We start from the raw sequence: 15710 nt of genomic DNA, 5'->3' as shown, positions 1-15710 counted from the left end.
CAAAGCGACCGCCGTCTCTCGATTTTCGCTTCGGTCGCGTACCGTCACAATTAAACCCGCCGTACTGTTAGTAGCGTCATAACAACAGTGGTGTTGTATGCAGGATACTAACAGAAACGCGCCGAACGGTCGCCGGAGGGGGTCGCGGTGAGCCTCCCGGAACGTCTCGCGTCGCTGATCGCGAACCATTCGAGGATCGCCATCGCGGCGATGCTCGTGTTGACGCTCGCGCTCGGCAGCGGCGCCGGGATGGTCGAACAGTCGTCGTCGCTCGATCAGTTCCAGAGCGACAACGAGGAGGTCGACGCTCAGAGCTACATCGACGAGAACTTCGTCCCGCCGGGGGAGGAAAACATCACTCAGGTGCAGGTGATCGTCAGGAACGAGAGCGGCAACGTCCTCTCGAAGGACTCGCTGCTGTCCTCCTTGCGCTACCAGCGGTCGCTGCTCGACAACGAGTCGGTCAACGCCACGCTCGATCAGGACCAGCCGGCGACCGGCGTGTCGAACTTGATCGCGATCACGGCGGTCAGTCAGGAGCGCGCTGCGGAGTTGGAAGCTCGCACTGCACCGCTGAGCGACGCGCTCAACACGACGGTCGGACTACAGCGCCAGTACGATCAGCTCAACGCATCCTACCAGCAGGGTGAGATCAACCAGTCGACCTACCAGGCCCAATCCGCGGAGATCGAGCGGTCGATGGCCGCGACGCGGGCCGACGCCACCGCCGAGCTGAGCGCCGAGAAGTCGGCCCGGTTCAACGCGTCGGCCGCGGCGGTCAGGAACGTCACCCACCAGCAAGCGCTTCTGCAGGGCCGATACGACAGCGGTGAGATCAACCAGTCGACCTACGAGGAGCGCTCCGCTGAGCTGGACGAACAACTGCAGGAGGCCTACCAGCAGGGCACCCAGGGCGTCTTCGCCGAGGAGTTCGCCGCGCTCCGGAGCCAGGAGAACCGACCCTCGATCGACGAGCAGATCGAACAGCTGGAGTCGATGAGCGACGAGGAGGTCGAGGCGCTCGTGGCGTCGACGCTCGATCCCGACAGCGGGCAGGGGATCGCCTACCAGCTGATGTCGACGTCGTACGAGCCCGGCGAGACCACCGCCGACGCCCGGATGATGCTGGTCCGCCAGGAGGTCGCCGACGCCGGTAACGCCCAGACCGGCGAGGCGAGCGACGTCCTCATCGACAGCCAGAGCGCGATGCAGAACCTCGCCGACGACTCGGCGTCGACCGACGAGTACGTCGTGTTCGGCTTCGGGCTGATCAGCGACGAGATGAACCGCTCGATGGGCGACAGCTTAGCGATCGTCGGGCCGCTGGCGATGCTGTTCGTCCTGCTGACCCTGATCGTCGCCTACCGCGACCTGCTGGACATCGCGCTGGGCTTCGTCGGCATCGTCGCCGTGTTGCTCTGGACGTTCGGGTTCATGGGCTGGGCCGGGATCACGTTCAACATGATCTTCATCGCGGTGCCGGTCCTGCTGATCGGGCTCTCGGTGGACTACGCGATCCACGTGTTCATGCGCCACCGCGAGCAGCGCCAGGAGCGGGGCGCAGCGGCGAGCGAGGGCGCCCGGCCGGCGATGAAGGTCGCGCTGACCGGCGTCGGCGTCACGCTCGTGTGGGTCACCGCGACGACCGCGATCGGGTTCCTCTCGAACCTCGTGAGCCCGCTCGGGCCGATCCGGGACTTCGGCATCGTCAGCTCGGTCGGGATCTTCTCAGCGCTGCTGATCTTCGGCATCCTCGTCCCGGCCGTCAAGATCGAAATCGACGAGTTCCTCGAAGCCCGCGGCTTCGACCGCAAGAAGCGCGCGTTCGGCACCGGCGGCGGTCGCCTGGCGAACGCGCTCTCGACCGGCGAGACGCTGGCGCGGAAGGCGCCGCTCGCGGTGATCGCGATCGCGCTCGTGATCAGCGTCGCCGGCGGCGCCGCCGCGACGCAGGTCGACACCAGCTTCCAGCAGGAAGACTTCATCGCCGACGATCCGCCGGACTGGATGGACAGCCTTCCCGGTCCGCTCGAACCCGGCGAGTACACCGCCAAGGACCACATGAACTACGTGTACGACAACTTCGTGGTCCAGAACTCGCAGGGCCAGATCCTCGTCAGGGGCGACGGCGTGACCGATCCGGAGACGTTACACCGGATCGACGAGGCCGAGGGCGAGGCCGCCGAGATGGGCACGGCCGTCGTGCTCTCGAACGGCGAGGCCGACGTCCGGAGCCCGCTCACGGCGATGCAGAGCGCCCGGAGCAACGAGACGTTCAACGCGACGTTCAACGAAGCGGACACCGACGGCGACGGCGTCCCCGAACAGAACGTCGAGGAGGTCTACGACGCGCTGTACGACACCGCGCCCGCCGAAGCCGCGCAGGTCGTCTATCGCACCAAGGGCGGCGAGTACGAGGCGCTCAAGATGTCCGTCTCGGTGAAGGGCGGCGCCAGCACCGGCGCGGTCACCGAGGACGTCCGCGGCGTCGCGGACGGCATCGACGACGAGGGCGCGAGCGCGAGCCGCTCGGCGATCGCGACCGGGACGCCGATCGTCAACGAGGTCGTCCAGAACGAGCTGCTCGACACCGTCCTCCAGAGCCTGCTGGTGACACTGGTGACCGTCTTCGCCTTCCTGGCGGTCGTCTACCGGTTCCAGTACGGCAGCGCGACGCTGGGCATCGTGACCTTGCTCCCGGTCGCGCTGTCGGTCAGCTGGATCCTGGGCACGATGTACCTGCTCGGGATGCCGTTCAACGTGCTGACGGGGATGATCACCAGCCTGACGATCGGGCTGGGCGTCGCCTACAGCATCCACATCAGCGAGCGCTACAACATCGAGCTCGACAGGCAGGACGACGCCTGGGAGGCGATGCGCGTCAGCCTGACCGGCACCGGCGGCGCGCTGCTGGGTAGCGCGGCGACGACCGTCGGCGGGTTCGGCGTGCTCGTGTTCGCGATCATGCCGCCGCTCCAGCAGTTCGGCATCATCACCGGGATGACGATCATCTACGCGTTCGTCGCGAGCGTGATCGTGCTGCCGAGCCTGCTGGTCGTCTGGACGCGCTACCTCGGGCCGTCCGAGGCGCTCGCGACGTCGGGCGGCGATCCTGACGACCGCGACGACGCCGCTTCGATAGACGACGGTTCCGCGCCGGCGGACGCCGGATCCGCCGCGGCGGACGATGGGTCTGAGCCGTCCGGCGACGGGGCGACCGCCGCCTCATCCGACGGGAGTGATCCGTCGGCGTCGGAAACGGCGGCGTCCGCGGCGAGCGATCCGATCGCCGAAACCGAGACCGGTGCATCGTCGCAAGAAACGGCGGTCGCGAGCGCCGCGGGCGCGAACACGGTCGGCGCCGCCGACGCAGCTAACTCCGGCGCGTCTGACGCCGGCACGTCCGGCGCGGCGGGGAACGGTCCCCGGGTCACGCGGACCGTCAGCACCGACGCCGTCCGGCCGGGCGAACAGTTCTCGGTCGGGCTGTCGGTTTCGGACGCGTCCGGTCGCGTGCTGCTCGTCGAGGATGCGGCCGGCGTCGGCGGGCACGTCACCGACATCTCGCCGTCGCCGACGACGTACACCCAGGTCGGCCGGACGCTGTACATCCTGTGGCAGTCGGTCCCGCAGATCGACCTGACGATGGAGTACGTCGCCGACGCGCCCTCGGACGCGATGCCGGGCGAGCGCCTCGCGTTCGACGGGCACGTCGTCGCGGGCGGCGACGAGTACGAGACCGACGGGGTCGACGCGGTCGACGTCACGAGCGACGAACTCGCGGTCCTGCGGGCCGGCGACGAACCGACGATCGACGACCTGGAGCGGGCCGGCGAACTTGCGCGAGAGGGCGAGCTGACCGAGGACGAGCTCGAACGGCTGTACCGGGGGTGGATCGTCGCCACGTCGGCCCAGCCGTCCGACCGGAGCGACGCCGCGAACGCCGGCAACGCTCGGTCGATGTCACCGGGGGCGCCCGAGGATGAGTGAATCCGACGCGGTCGAGTCGCTCGAACGCCTCGGACTGACCAGCTACGAGGCCAAGGTGTTCATCGCGCTCCAGAAGCTGGGGGCCGGCACCGCCAGAGACGTCCACCGGATCACCGACGTTCCGCGGTCGCAGGTGTACAGCGTCGCCGAAAATCTCGCCGATCGCGGGTTAGTCGAGATCCAGCAGTCCAACCCGATCCAGTATCGCCCCGTCGACATCGAGGAGGCCCGCGAGACGCTGCGCTCGCGGTTCGAGCGCGAGCAGGAGCGGGCGTTCGACTACGTCGAGGACGTCCGCGACCAGCACGACGACGGCGCCGAGGAACAGGAGGCGGTCTGGACGCTGCGCGGCGGCGATCGGGTCGCGGAGCGCGCCGTCGAACTGCTCCGCGAGGCCGACGAGCGCGTCGTCTTCGGCACTGGCCGCGAGTCGCTGGTGACCGACGAGGTCGAGCGGACGCTCCGCGAGCGGGCCGCCGAGGGGCTCGTCGTGGTCGTGCTCAGCGAGAATCCCGACGTCCGGGCGCGATTCGAGTCTATCGACGGGATCTTCGTCCACGAGCCGCCGGTCGGCCACGGCCAGGAATCGCCGGCCGGTCGAGTCGTGTTCGCCGACGGCGACACGGTGCTGCTGAGCGTCGTCGGCGACGACACGTCGCTCGGTGACGCCCGCGAGACCGCCATCTGGAGCGCCGAGTCGAACTTCGCGCGGATGCTGAGCCAGATCGTCGAGGCGAACCTCGGCGTCTGAGCGCGACGCCGTTCGTTCTTCTCACTCCAGCCGGTAGCGCAACAGCGCCGCGATCCCGCCCAGATTCGAGAGCTGCTGACCGGGGTCGAAGTCGCTCGAAAACACGGTGACGTCGCCGCCCTGGCGCTCGACCTGCGTGATCACTTCGTCGACGTCGATCTCCCACTCGCCCTCCGCGCCCCGTTCCTCGCGGAGCTTCTCGTCGAGGATCAGCAGCGTCTCGACGGCGCCGAACTCGGCGGCCTCGGCGACGTTCTCCGGGCCGTAGGACGCCTTGTTGCCCTGTGCGATCCGGGCGGTCAGTTCGTCGATGTACTCGGCCTCCTCGGCGATGCGCGTTTCCTCCTGAACCTCGTCGATGGCGCCGCGCTTGAGCACCTCGTGGACGCCGCGGTCGCCGACGCCGCTCGTGTCGACGGTCGAGATCTTCTTCGCCACCTCCGGAGCTTCCTCCTCGATGTGATCGAGCGCGTCCTGCTTGGTGAAGCCGGGCCCCGCCAGGATGATCGCGTCGACGTCCATCCGGGCCAGCGCCGTCGAGAGTTCGTCGAACAGCTCGTCGCGACCGCGGCTGTACTCGCCCTTGCCGGTCGTCCCGGTGAACCGGGCGCGCTCCTCGGTGCCGTACTGGGCGACGGTGTGGATGTGGGCCTGGCCCTCTTCGACCGTCGCGACGGCGACGTCGGGGTTCTCGGTCGCCTCGACGGCCTCCTGCAGGCGCTCGTTCTGGTCGGGCTTGAACACCTTCTCGACGGTGAGCTCCTCGCGCTCCTCGACGTTGAGCGTGTGATGGAGCCCGAGCTGGTCCTCGCGGGAGCAGTCCTCGATGACGCCGCCGACGCGCAGGCGGTTGGCGAACTTGTGGAACTCCACCTCCTCGACGTCGATGGTGACGTGCATCGGCTCGCGCTGCCCGCCGGTGTCGCGCATCTGGTCGTCGTTGCGCTGGATGCGCCGGGTCGTGTCTCCCGAGACGAGGTCGCCCGGCTCCAGCACGTACTGGAGGTGCCAGAGGTCGTCGAGGCTCTCGGGGACGAGCGTGACGCGCTCCCGGCCCCCCTCGACGGAGTGGCGGTCCTGAATTCGCATGGCCGAGACTCGGAGCCCCTGGCGTAAGTGCGCTGTTATTCGACCGGCGAGGGCGATGGCGTCCGCCGCGGCGTCTTCGTCGCCCGGCGACGGCGTCCGGACGCCGATCAGTCGTCCCGCCGGTGGAGTCCGACCGATCGTCGGTACCCCTCGGCGGCGACGCGGGCGCCGGCGAGGTGGAGGTAGAACGCGACCACGACCGCGAGCAGACCGAGCACGTTCTGGTTCGTCGCGGCCAGCATCGCCGACCAGCCCGTGAGCACGAGGACCGCGCCGAACGCCCAGCCGACGAAGTACCGGGCGTCGGCGAGCGTCCGACGGCGGCCGCGCGGATCGAGCGCCGACCGGAGCGACTCGCCGCGCGCGGCCGCGCCGAACGCCGCGAGATACGCGTAACAGAACAGCCCGACGAACACGAGCGTCATCGTGCCCGCGGCGTAGATCGCGATCGTCGCCCCCGAGGAGATCGACTCGCCGGAGAGCGGTGACTGGATCGCGCCGACGAGCGTCACCAGCATCGCGAAAATCGGGAGCAGGAGGTACGCGAGCGTGACCGCGCTCGCGCGGGCACCGTCCCGAAAGAGCTCCGACGGCGAGCCGAACGACGGCGGCGTCTCGCTTCCCTCGACGGTCGCGGCGAACGCCCGGAGCAGGTAGCCGAGCAAGGCCACCGCGGGCAGGATCGCCAGCGCGGCCGCGGGGAGCCACAGCACCGTCGGGTAGAACGCCGCGGCGATCCGGAGCAGGATCGCCGTCGCCAGCCCGAGGACGACGCCGACGGCGAACAGGTCGGTCGGCCGCTCGGCCCGGAACGGGTACCGAAGCCCCTCGCGCATCCGCATGCTCACTCCTCCGCGATCCTGCTAGTGCCCGGCGGCAGGAAGTGCTGGATCCGGTCCGGGCTGGCGACCGACCGGACGAACGAGGTGTCCGCGAACCGCTCGCGGAACTCCCGGTAGATCCGCTTCGCGACGTCGCCTTGGGCGTACCGTCCGGGCTCGACCTCGATCAGCGTCTCGGCGTGCTCGCGGACCGCGCTGGGCGGCCCGCCGACCACGCGGGTCGAGGGCTCGCAGGTGATCCCGACCGCTGCGCCGACGCCGACGTCGCGGAAGTACTCCCGGTCGCCCCGGATCGCGAACCCGCCCTTCTCTAAGTACTCGCCGCTCTCGGGCGTCTTGGTCACCTGATCGTAGTCGACGGCGTACACGTCGCCGCTGTACTTGCCGTCCTTCCAGACCGAGGAGTTCGACACCGCGAAGGTGGCGGCTTCCCGCTCGCTGGACTCGGGGATGTCGACGTCGCGGGCGGACTCGCTGGGCCCGGTCGCCTTCAGGATCGTCGCCGGACCGCCGTGGGCCTGCGCGTGGAAGAACCGGTCGCCGCGGTCGAGGTACTTCTTGACCAGTTCCTCGTTCTGGTCGGCGTTGCGCCCGCCGATCACGAGGAAGCCGTCGCTGGTGTGGAACCAGCGGAACCGCTCGTACCACTGCTCGGACTTCCTGACGGGGATCGACGGTTCGGCGAGCCAGTCGACGTCCTCGGACTCCTCGTCGTCCGCACCGCCGTCGTCGCCTTCCTCGCCGTCGGCGTCGGACTGCTCCTGGCGCTCTTCCCACGCGTCGCGCCGCTGCTTCACGTCCTCCAGCGCCTCGCGGGTGTCCTCGATGGCGGCTTTCGCGCCCTCCTTTTTCTCCTGGATGCGCTTTGCCTCCTTGTAGAGTCGATCGGCGTTCTGCTCGACGCCCTCGCTGGCGTCGAGCGTCACGTCGGTGCCGTCGAGCCGGACGGTCACCCGGCCGTTCTCGCCGTCGATGCGCTGGACGGCTTCGGCGGCGTCGATCCCCTGCTCGGCGCCGGCCGCGAACGTCTCCTCGATCTCGGTCCAGGGGACGTCGTTCTCGCGGGCGTCGCGTACCGTCGAGAGGATCTCGTCGACCAGCCCGTACTCGGCGTACAGCAGCTCGGCCTTCTCGCGCTCGGCTTCGGCGTCCTCCTCGAACCCCTCGATCGCCTGCTCCTGCTGCTCGATGATGCGTTTCTGCTTCTCGATCTCGCCCTCGAAGTCCGGCCGGTCGGGGCCGCTACCCCCGGCGTCCTCGTCCTCGGTGAGATCGAGGTGGTGGAAGTAGTCGTCGACGGCGTCGGTGAACGTGTCGAACGCCTCGGCGGGGAGGTGCTCGTACTCCTCTAAGGCGATCGGCGTCACGTCGACGCGAGTGCCGTCTTCGATCCCGCCGCCCTCCTCCTCGGGCTCGTAGTACACCCGCGGATCGAGCGCGCCGGTCCGGAGCTCGACCGCCAGCGCCTCCATCGCTTCGTAGAGTCGCTCGTACTGCTCGGCGTCGGCGTCGGCGATGTCGAGGTTCTTGTCGACGCCCGCGCGGGAACACAGCTCCTCGGCGTACAGGCCGCCGAAGTTGAGCTGGGTCGCCAGCGTCCGGACGACGTCGCTGTCGGACTCGTCCATCAGCGCGGCGAACGCCTCGTAGGACATCGCCAGGGGGTTGACCTGCGACTCGGGGAACTCGTACTGGGCGCCCGGCGCGACGGTCCGGGACTTGAGCCGGACCGTGTCGAGGCAGTCGATCACCTCGCGGTTCGGATCGAGCACCGCGAGGTTGCCCGGGCCGAACAGCTCGGCGACGATCGTCGTGTTCTCGTCGTCGCGCTCGAACTCGAACTCCAGGATGCGGTCGAACTCGTACTGCTCGACGCCGACGAAGTCCGCGCCCGACAGGCGATTTCTGAGCATCATCGCGAAGTTCGGCGGCCGACCCGGCGCGTCGGGGACGTGCTCGGGCGCCGAGACGTGGGTGCGCTTCACGTCGCCGACCTCGACCAGCAGTTCGACACGGCCGCGCTCGAAGTCCCGGAGCTTCAGCCGCAGAAAGTCGTCGCCGTAGAGGTAGGCTTTGTCGACCTTGGCGCCCTCGTAGCTGCCGAGTTCCGAGACGAGGGCGGCCAGGTCGACGCTCGTCATCTCCCGCTTGCGGTCCATACGTGAGTGGTCCGACGCGCGGGGGAAAGGCGTGTCGCTCCGCGAGCGCGGCGGCCAGCGGGGATCGGCGGCGAACCGCGGGCTCGCTACACGAGATCGGAAACATCCTCGATCAGGTATTGGAACTGCTCCGCCGGATCGAACGAGATATCGTGGCGCTCGATGGCGTTGATCGTCCGACGGGGCACGTCGACGGCCGCCGCGGGGTCGGCCCGACTCACCTCGCGTCGCTCCCGGGAGAGTTTTTCACGTTCGATATCGCAAGGCGGTGCAGATCGCGCCCCACGTCAGCGTGATCGCCGCGTACGCGTACAGCAGCGTCTCCACGGTCGGGCCGATCGAGGGGCGGCCGAGGGCGTCGAGCAGAAACAGCCCCACGAACGCGAACAGGCCCAGGAACCCGTACAGCTGGAACGTGATGTTGCTCGCGCTCCGCGCGAGTTCCGCCTCGCGCTCGTCCTGCAGCGTCACGGCGCTGCCGAACTGCAGGTAGACCGTGGCGCCGTCCCCGCCGATCACGGCGAGGGCGTACACCACGATCCCCGCCAGGTCCCGCCCGATGGTCATCCCGACGAGCAGCGCGGCGATTCCGACCGCGAACAGCGCGTTCACGATTCGCCTGTACCGCAGTCCTCGGCGGATGGTTGAGGTTGTCATGAGAGTTCGGTGCACGCACCCCTTGTGTAAAACGTGTTTTACACGCCGACTTAGTTCTTGGGCCGACAGCCTCGATCGGTCGGACCGAATCCAACAGAGCCATTACCGGCCTCACGCTTCCAGTATCCGTGTCGCTCGTCTCGAACCTGCTCTACATGCTGGTGCTGCTGGGCGTCGGCATAGCCGGACGCTCGCTCGGCGTGCTGACGCCGTCGCGCCGGGAGCTGCTGAACGCGCTTGCGTTCTACGTCGCGCTCCCGGCGCTGATCTTCTCCTCGATGTACGCACAGCAGCTCGACGAGGTTCTCACGCCCGCGCTGCTGGCGGGGCTGTGGAGCGTGCTGGTGGTGATGGTCGCGGCCGGCTGGATCGTCCACCGGTCGGCCCGCTCGAACCGCGAGCGGAGCGTCGCGATCGTCCAGTCGTACCACGGCAACCTCGGCTTCTTCGGGCTGCCGATCGTGGCGGCGACGTTCGGCGACGTGACGACGGCCAAGGCCAGTATCCTGCTGGGGATGGGCGCGCTCACGCAGGTTCCGCTGACGATCCTGATCCTCGTGGTGCTGAACGACCGGGAGGCCTCCTTCGTCGACGAGCTACAGCAGTTCGCGAAGAATCCGGTGATCCTCTCGCTGGCGGCCGGGCTCGCAGTTGCCCTGACCGGCGTTCCGGTTCCAGACATCGCGACGACCGGCCTCGACGTCCTCTCGCAGTTCGCGCTGCCGATCGCGGTGATCTGCGTCGGCGGCGCGCTCTCGCTGGAGTCGGCGGACGTCGACCTCCCGACCGTGGGATCGGTGGTCGCGCTGAAGGTGTTTCTGATGCCCGCGGTCGCGCTGGCGGCCTTCTCGCTGCTTTCGTCCTCGCCGTCGACGGTCAGGGCCGGCGTCGTGATGCTCGCGATGCCCTCGGCGGTGTCGACGTACGTCTACGCCACCGAGTACGGCGGCGACGAGCGACTCGCCTCGGTTGACGTGTTCGCGACGACGGTCGTCTCACTGGCCACGATATTCGTCCTTTTGCGATTCGTGATCGGGGCGGGGTGATCGGCGTCGCTGCGGCGCTCGCTCGGAGTCGCCAGGGTCGTCGGGACGCCGCTTCGCGGTCCCGGCGGGTTTAACACGCTGGAGCGAGCGCTTCGGGTAGATGGCGTCGCTACCGGAGGTCGTCGGGATCGCGTTGCTCGCCGGGGCTGCGACGGGACTCGGCGCCGTGCCGACGCTCTTTACTGATCGAATCAGTCACCGCACCTACGACGGCGCGCTCGGGCTCGCCGCCGGCATCATGTTCGGCGCGGCCGTGTTCGCGCTGATCGTGCCCGGACTGGAACTCGGCTCGCTGTGGTCCGTACTCGCCGGACTGCTCGCGGGCGGCGTCGGGCTGCTGGCCGCGAACAAGCTGCTCCCGCACATTCACCTCGGCTTTCGCGGCCCCGAGTCCCACGGAATGACCGACGACGAGACGATCCTGCAGGCCGCCGACAACTGGCGCCAGGCGGTGCTGATCGGCGGCTCGATCACGCTTCACAACGTCCCCGAGGGGCTCGCGATCGGCATCGCCTTCGCCAGCGGGCTGGACGAGGTCGGCGTCGCGCTCGCGCTGGCGATCGCCGTCCAGAACGTCCCCGACGGGTTCGCGATGGCGGTGCCCGCGACGAAGGCGGGCGTCTCGCGGTGGCGCACGCTGGCGTACACGACGATCTCGGGCGGGATTCCCGAACCGATCGCGGCGGCCGCCGGCTTCGCGCTCGTTTCCGTCGTCACCGACGTGTTCCCGTTCGCCGCCGGCTTCGCGGCCGGCACGATGATGGCGGTGATATTCAGAGAGATGATCCCCTCCAGCCACGGGCACGGCTACGCCGACCTGGCGACGCTCTCGTTCGTCTCCGGCTTCGGCGTCATGCTCGTCGTCGACGTCGCGCTGGCGGTCTGAGTCCGCGTTCGTCGTCCAGCGCGCTCAGTTCAGCGATCGTACTCCAGTTCCCGTTCCGCGCGCCGCCGATCCTCGACGTCCTCGATCGTCTCCGTCTCCAGGAGTCGCTCCAGCTTGCGCTCGAACTGCTCGTCCGTAAGTTCGCCGCGGGCGTACCGTTCGCGAAGCGTCTCCAGGGGATCGTCCCCGCCGCTGTCCGTCTCTCTCGAAGATCCGGATTTCTTCTCTCGGCCCCGCCAGTGGGACCGCTCGCCGTCGTCTTCGGCGTCGTCGTACTCCTCCTCGTCCTCGCCGAACAGCGTCTGGACGATCGGTAGCACGGCCGCGTAACCGACGATCAGCACGCCCAGCCACCAGTTCTGGTCGGTGAGGAGCAGGCCGCCCAGCCAGAGCCCCGTGATCAGGAGCGACGTGATCTCCACGGCGTTGTTCCGGAGCCGATCGGTCACCGTCTCGCTCATACGGAGGATTGTGCGCGCATACGGTAAATTTGCGCCGGTCCCCGATCTCGATAGATCGGGAGCGCATTCGGGCTGGCTGTTGATGAATCGACGCGTTGCACCCATTTGAGAAACGAACCACGAAAATTACGGTTATTCGGTGACGATCCATGAATCAAAACGAGTCGCTTTTACGATACCGGTCCGAAGGTGGCGATAATGAATGGAAACGTGAGCGGCGCGTCGGCCGCCGAACGGAGCGATCCGCCCCTCGCCGCGCCGTCGGCGCAGTCGCCGGGCACGCAGATGGATCCGACCGTAACGACCGCGTCCGGAACGCCCGACTGGGGAGGCACCTGACCGTGCCCAAGAAGCTCGAAAAGGACCTCGGCCTCCCGGCGGTGCTCGCGATCAGCATCGGTGCCATGATCGGCAGCGGCATCTTCATCCTGCCGGCGCTGGCGGTCAAAACCGCGGGCACCGGCGTCGTGATCGCCTACGTGCTCGCCGGGCTGCTGGTCGTCCCGGCAGCCCTCTCGAAGTCCGAGATGGCGACCGCGATGCCGGAAGCCGGCGGAACGTACATCTACATCGAGCGCGGGATGGGACCGCTCCTCGGAACGGTCGCCGGCATCGGAACCTGGTTCGCGCTGTCATTTAAAGGCGGCCTGGCGCTGGTCGGCGGCGTCCCCTACCTGCTGTGGCTGTTCGACGTTCCCGATCTGGTCACGACGGTGATCGCCCTCGCGCTGGCGACGGTGCTCATCTTGGTCAACCTGGTGGGCGCCAAGCAGACGGGGACGCTGCAGATCGGCATCGTCGCCGTCATGCTCGCGATCCTCTCGTGGTTCGTCGTGGGCGGCGTCCCGGCCGTCGACGGCGGCTCGTTCTCGACGGCGTTCGACAGCGGCGCCGGCGGCATCTTCGCCGCGACCGGACTCGTGTTCGTCTCCTACGCGGGCGTGACGAAGGTGACCAGCGTCGCCGAGGAGATCGAGAATCCGAGCAGGAACATCCCGCTGGGGATCCTGGGCTCGCTCGCGTTCACGACGCTCCTGTACGCGCTGATCGTCGTCGTGATGCTCGGAACGACCGATCTCGATGCCATCGCTGGCTCGAAGGTGCCGATGATCGACGCGGCCCAGGCGACGCTCGGGACCGCAGGCATCTACGGCGTCATGATCGCCGCCATCCTGGCGCTGGTCAGCACCGCCAACGCCGGCCTGCTCTCCTCGTCCCGCTATCCGTTCGCGATGAGCCGCGACGACCTCGCGCCACCGTCGCTCGCGGAGATCAGCGAGCGCTTCGGGACGCCGAGCCAGTCGATCCTGCTGACGGGTGCGGTGTTACTCCTGCTGATCGCGTTCGTCCCGATCCTGGAGATAGCGAAACTGGCCAGCGCGTTCCAGATCCTGGTGTTCGTGCTGATCAACGTCGCCGTCATCTCGTTCCGCCGCGGCACCGTCGAGTACGAGCCGACGTTCCGCTCGCCGCTGTACCCGTGGATGCAGCTGTTCGGGATCGTGACCGGTCTCGCGCTGCTGACCCAGATGGGCCTGGTCGCGATCGCCGGCGCCGTCGTGATCACGATCGGCGGGATCGCGTGGTTCTACTACTACGGCCGCCCGCGCGTCGACCGCGAGGGCGCCGCGCTCGACGTCGTCCGGCGGGAGGTCGGCCGCAAGGCCGTCGGCCGGACGCGCGAGGCGATCGAGCCGACCGAGGACTACGAGGCGCTCGTCGCGCTGCCGGAGGGGGCCTCCCGCGAGACCGAGGCGACGCTGCTGTCGGTCGCCGCGGACCTCGCGCGACCGCACGACGGGCACGTCTCCGTGGTGCAGTTCGACGAGGTCGCCGACCAGGTTCCCCTGGAAGCCGCGACCGAGCAGTCCGCGGCCGACCTCGAGTTCGAGGACCGAACCGACGAACTCGCGTCCGACGCCGACGTTCCCGTGCAGGCCAGCGAGATCGTGAGCCACGACACCCGCCACGCGCTCGCGAACTACGTCGAGGAAACCGAGCCGAACGTGCTCGTCGTCGAGCGAGAACACGGGGGGCTGCGATCCCGGATCCTCGGCAGCGACGTCGACTGGGTGCTCGAACACACCGACTGCGACGCCGTGCTGGTCGAGGACCGGGACGTCGGCGAGATCGACTCGATCGCCGTCGTCACCGACGAGGGGCCCTACGACTCCTCGAAGATCGCCGTCGCCGACGCGATCGCGACCGCCCACGACGCCGACGTCACCCTGGAGTTCCCGGTCGACGCCGACGGCTCCGACGAGCTCGACGAGACGATTCAGGACTACCACGACGAAGTCGCCGGACTCGTCTCGGCGTCGACGTCCACGAAAGTGGTCCGGCCGGGCGACACCGCGGCGTTCGAGAGCCCGGAGACGGACCTGCTGATCGTCGGCACCGGTCCGGACGGCGACGGCCGCGCCGACTCGCTGGTCGACGGCGTGGACTCCTCGGCGCTGGTCGTCCGGCCCAGAAGCGCGGAGGTCCCCGGACGACTCGGCCGCGCGATCGAGCGCCGGCTGTTCTGAGGATCAAAACACCTTAGGGCCCCGCTCCCGCCCGAACTGGTATGCAGACGCGCGATCTGGACGATCTCGACAAATACGTCATCTACCGCTTGCAGGGCGACGCCCGGACGACGTCGGCCGCCGAAATTGCAGAGGACTACGGCGTCTCGCCGAGCACCGTTCGCAACCGGATCGCCCAGCTCGTCGAGGACGGCGTCGTGGAGGGTGCGCACCTCGACGTCAACTACGAGCTCGTCGGCTATCCGCTGTACACGCTCATCTTCTGCACGGCGCCGATCCCCGAGCGCGAACGGCTCGCCAGGGAGGCCCTGGAGATCTCGGGCGTCGTCTCGGTGCGCGAGCTGATGACCGGCGAGGAGAACCTCCACGTCGTCGCCGTCGGACAGGACAGCGACGACCTCAACCGGATCAGCGGGGAGCTCTCCGGGATCGGCCTGGAGATCGCCGAGGAGGAGCTCGTCCACAGCGAGCACACGCGGCCGTACGACGACTTCGAGGCCGACTGCGGCGCGGAGTGAACTCCCGAACGCGGAGCGTCGAGTACCGGAGGTGTTTTGTAGCGACGGAAGAGAGGATCGTGTAGACGGCACGGTCGGGGCCGCCTTTCAACTCGCGTGGTCTTCCACGTGGGACTCGGCAACCGACCTACTCCGTCTCTTGAACGACTGCGAGCTACTGCTGAACTACGTCCATCGCCGGGTTCTTGAGACGGGTCTCGAAAGTAGATCCATGAGTAGTCACGTAGCCGCAGTGATCGGCGGCGTCGCGATCGCGTTCCTCCTGACACTGAGCGCGTTCTTCTCGAGTTCCGAGACCGCGATCTTCTCGCTGCCCCGCGAGTGGATCGACCGGCAGGCGACGACCGACGACCCGAGAGCGCACGTGCTGAAGGATCTCCACGACGACTCCCACCGGCTGCTGGTGACGCTTCTGGTCGGGAACAACGTCGTCAACATCGCGATCTCGAGCATCACGACCGTCCTCGTGGCCAGCTACCTCCCGGCCGGGCCGGCGGTGGTCGTCACGACGGTGCTGACGAGCTCGCTCATCCTGATCTTCGGCGAGATCGTCCCGAAGGCGTTCGGCCTCGGAAACGCCGAGCGGTGGTCGCTCACCGTCGCCTCGCCGATACAGGTCGTCGAGCGCGCGCTCTCGCCGCTGATCACGCTGTTCGACGGGCTCACGAGCCGGATGAACGCGCTCATTCCCGTTCGGAGCGACATCGAGAAGCCGTACACGGACTAAAGACGACCTTTTTCCGGATCGGGTGACCTCGCTCCGCTCGGTCACCACTCGCGGCA

General features: G+C 68.3%; 14 protein-coding genes. 8 read left to right on the top strand and 6 right to left on the bottom strand.

The window, feature by feature from the left end; translation table 11 throughout:
* The first annotated feature begins 147 nt into the window (after positions 1–147).
* Together ABDZ81_RS11010 and ABDZ81_RS11005 are read left to right on the top strand one after the other, a co-directional pair.
* Complete coding sequence (locus tag ABDZ81_RS11010) at positions 148–3990, top strand: efflux RND transporter permease subunit (RefSeq protein WP_343774028.1); 3843 nt, start codon at positions 148–150, stop codon at positions 3988–3990.
* The gene (locus tag ABDZ81_RS11005; protein WP_343774027.1) at positions 3983–4741 is read left to right on the top strand and encodes a TrmB family transcriptional regulator; all 759 of its coding nucleotides are present in this window, start codon (positions 3983–3985) and stop codon (positions 4739–4741) included. Before ABDZ81_RS11010 ends, ABDZ81_RS11005 begins: the two co-directional genes overlap by 8 nt.
* A 21-nt stretch (positions 4742–4762) precedes the next feature.
* Here ABDZ81_RS11005 and ABDZ81_RS11000 read toward each other — a convergent pair whose 3' ends face one another.
* The 5 genes from ABDZ81_RS11000 to ABDZ81_RS10980 all read right to left on the bottom strand — a co-directional run bounded on the left by ABDZ81_RS11000 (position 4763) and on the right by ABDZ81_RS10980 (position 9488).
* A complete protein-coding gene (locus tag ABDZ81_RS11000) occupies positions 4763–5830 on the bottom strand; it encodes an mRNA surveillance protein pelota (protein WP_343774026.1) in 1068 nt (355 codons plus the stop codon).
* A 107-nt stretch (positions 5831–5937) separates the two neighbouring features.
* Positions 5938–6672 carry a DUF4013 domain-containing protein gene (locus ABDZ81_RS10995; protein ID WP_343774025.1) on the bottom strand — a complete coding sequence of 245 codons (735 nt, stop codon included), beginning with the start codon at positions 6670–6672 and terminating at the stop codon, positions 5938–5940.
* A gap of 2 nt (positions 6673–6674) precedes the next feature.
* Positions 6675–8831: a ribosome rescue protein RqcH gene (rqcH, locus tag ABDZ81_RS10990; protein ID WP_343774024.1), complete on the bottom strand. Its 2157-nt coding sequence runs from the start codon at positions 8829–8831 to the stop codon at positions 6675–6677.
* 86 nt (positions 8832–8917) lie between these two features.
* Entirely contained in the window at positions 8918–9052 is a 135-nt protein-coding gene (locus tag ABDZ81_RS10985) for a hypothetical protein (RefSeq protein WP_343774023.1), read from the bottom strand.
* Between the two features lie 25 nt (positions 9053–9077).
* The gene (locus ABDZ81_RS10980; protein ID WP_343774022.1) at positions 9078–9488 is read right to left on the bottom strand and encodes a hypothetical protein; all 411 of its coding nucleotides are present in this window, start codon (positions 9486–9488) and stop codon (positions 9078–9080) included.
* 128 nt (positions 9489–9616) lie between these two features.
* Here ABDZ81_RS10980 and ABDZ81_RS10975 point away from each other — a divergent pair, with 128 nt between their 5' ends.
* A complete protein-coding gene (locus ABDZ81_RS10975) occupies positions 9617–10534 on the top strand; it encodes an AEC family transporter (protein WP_343774021.1) in 918 nt (305 codons plus the stop codon).
* Positions 10535–10634: 100 nt separating this feature from the next.
* Positions 10635–11420, top strand: a complete 786-nt coding sequence (locus ABDZ81_RS10970) for a ZIP family metal transporter (protein ID WP_343774020.1) — start codon at positions 10635–10637, stop codon at positions 11418–11420.
* Positions 11421–11449: 29 nt separating this feature from the next.
* Here ABDZ81_RS10970 and ABDZ81_RS10965 read toward each other — a convergent pair whose 3' ends face one another.
* The gene (locus tag ABDZ81_RS10965; RefSeq protein WP_343774019.1) at positions 11450–11881 is read right to left on the bottom strand and encodes an SHOCT domain-containing protein; all 432 of its coding nucleotides are present in this window, start codon (positions 11879–11881) and stop codon (positions 11450–11452) included.
* Between the two features lie 198 nt (positions 11882–12079).
* Here ABDZ81_RS10965 and ABDZ81_RS10960 point away from each other — a divergent pair, with 198 nt between their 5' ends.
* The 4 genes from ABDZ81_RS10960 (at position 12080) to ABDZ81_RS10945 (ending at position 15654) form a co-directional block, all read left to right on the top strand.
* Positions 12080–12220 carry a hypothetical protein gene (locus tag ABDZ81_RS10960; RefSeq protein WP_343774018.1) on the top strand — a complete coding sequence of 47 codons (141 nt, stop codon included), beginning with the start codon at positions 12080–12082 and terminating at the stop codon, positions 12218–12220.
* 2 nt (positions 12221–12222) lie between these two features.
* Positions 12223–14409 carry an amino acid permease gene (locus ABDZ81_RS10955; RefSeq protein WP_343774017.1) on the top strand — a complete coding sequence of 729 codons (2187 nt, stop codon included), beginning with the start codon at positions 12223–12225 and terminating at the stop codon, positions 14407–14409.
* 41 nt (positions 14410–14450) lie between these two features.
* A complete protein-coding gene (locus ABDZ81_RS10950) occupies positions 14451–14927 on the top strand; it encodes an Lrp/AsnC family transcriptional regulator (protein ID WP_343774016.1) in 477 nt (158 codons plus the stop codon).
* Positions 14928–15138: 211 nt separating this feature from the next.
* On the top strand, positions 15139–15654 hold the full coding sequence (locus tag ABDZ81_RS10945) for a CNNM domain-containing protein (protein ID WP_343774015.1): 516 nt from the start codon (positions 15139–15141) through the stop codon (positions 15652–15654).
* Positions 15655–15710: the final 56 nt, after the last annotated feature.

This window comes from Natronoarchaeum mannanilyticum (genome assembly GCF_039522665.1).
GTDB lineage: Archaea > Halobacteriota > Halobacteria > Halobacteriales > Natronoarchaeaceae > Natronoarchaeum > Natronoarchaeum mannanilyticum.
The sequence above is the reverse complement of the archived record's forward strand: the minus strand, read 5'-3'. Positions and strand labels throughout refer to the sequence as shown.

Coding starts and splice junctions, on each gene's coding strand:
- ABDZ81_RS10965 (WP_343774019.1), bottom strand. CDS start 11,881: ATGAGCGAGACGGTGACCGATCGGCTCCGGAACAACGCCGTGGAGATC.
- ABDZ81_RS11005 (WP_343774027.1), top strand. CDS start 3,983: ATGAGTGAATCCGACGCGGTCGAGTCGCTCGAACGCCTCGGACTGACC.
- rqcH (WP_343774024.1), bottom strand. CDS start 8,831: ATGGACCGCAAGCGGGAGATGACGAGCGTCGACCTGGCCGCCCTCGTC.
- ABDZ81_RS10995 (WP_343774025.1), bottom strand. CDS start 6,672: ATGCGGATGCGCGAGGGGCTTCGGTACCCGTTCCGGGCCGAGCGGCCG.
- ABDZ81_RS10970 (WP_343774020.1), top strand. CDS start 10,635: ATGGCGTCGCTACCGGAGGTCGTCGGGATCGCGTTGCTCGCCGGGGCT.
- ABDZ81_RS10945 (WP_343774015.1), top strand. CDS start 15,139: ATGAGTAGTCACGTAGCCGCAGTGATCGGCGGCGTCGCGATCGCGTTC.
- ABDZ81_RS10960 (WP_343774018.1), top strand. CDS start 12,080: ATGAATGGAAACGTGAGCGGCGCGTCGGCCGCCGAACGGAGCGATCCG.
- ABDZ81_RS11000 (WP_343774026.1), bottom strand. CDS start 5,830: ATGCGAATTCAGGACCGCCACTCCGTCGAGGGGGGCCGGGAGCGCGTC.
- ABDZ81_RS10980 (WP_343774022.1), bottom strand. CDS start 9,488: ATGACAACCTCAACCATCCGCCGAGGACTGCGGTACAGGCGAATCGTG.
- ABDZ81_RS10950 (WP_343774016.1), top strand. CDS start 14,451: ATGCAGACGCGCGATCTGGACGATCTCGACAAATACGTCATCTACCGC.